This window comes from Roseivirga sp. E12, assembly GCF_017592825.1.
Lineage (GTDB): Bacteria > Bacteroidota > Bacteroidia > Cytophagales > Cyclobacteriaceae > Roseivirga.
Genome location: NZ_JAGFMD010000027.1, coordinates 1 through 541, shown reverse-complemented (window position 1 = coordinate 541; position 541 = coordinate 1). Strand labels below are relative to the sequence as shown.

General features: G+C 44.7%; 1 pseudogene. It reads right to left on the bottom strand.

Annotated elements, in window-relative coordinates:
• Positions 1 to 541: pseudogene (locus tag J4E76_RS20755) on the bottom strand (hypothetical protein); the annotation flags it as partial.

Genomic DNA, 541 nt, shown 5'->3' with positions numbered 1-541 from the left:
TCAGTAACAGTTACCATTACTGATACCTCACCGATATCACTACAGTTGAAAGTATTTTTAGAAAGGGTAGCATTAACGATGGCACAGTTGTCTTCTGTACAAGAAGTAAACTGGCTTACATCAGAGGTTACGATTACATCAGAGTAATCAACAGTAGGAGGTGGAGTTCCCCCACCACCGCGGCCACCACGGCCACCTCTACCACCACCAGTAGGGGGAGGCGTAGGATCCGGCACATTTACATCAGCCCCATCACAGATATAGAGTACATCAGTACCTCTGATTTTACCATTACCATTTTCATCTAAGTAGATAAGGATGTTTTGAGTGACTACTGTCGGAGCAAGATCATCGACTACAGTTACTACAGCAGTAGCAGTAGCTGTGTTACCAGAAGCATCGGTAGCGATGAGTGTGACTGTATTAGGACCGATCTCATCACAGTCGAAAGTTGTCTTAGAAAGCGATAGCGTGATATCACCACAGCTATCATTAGAACCATTGTCGATCATCTCAGGAGTAATGGTAGCGATACCATCAG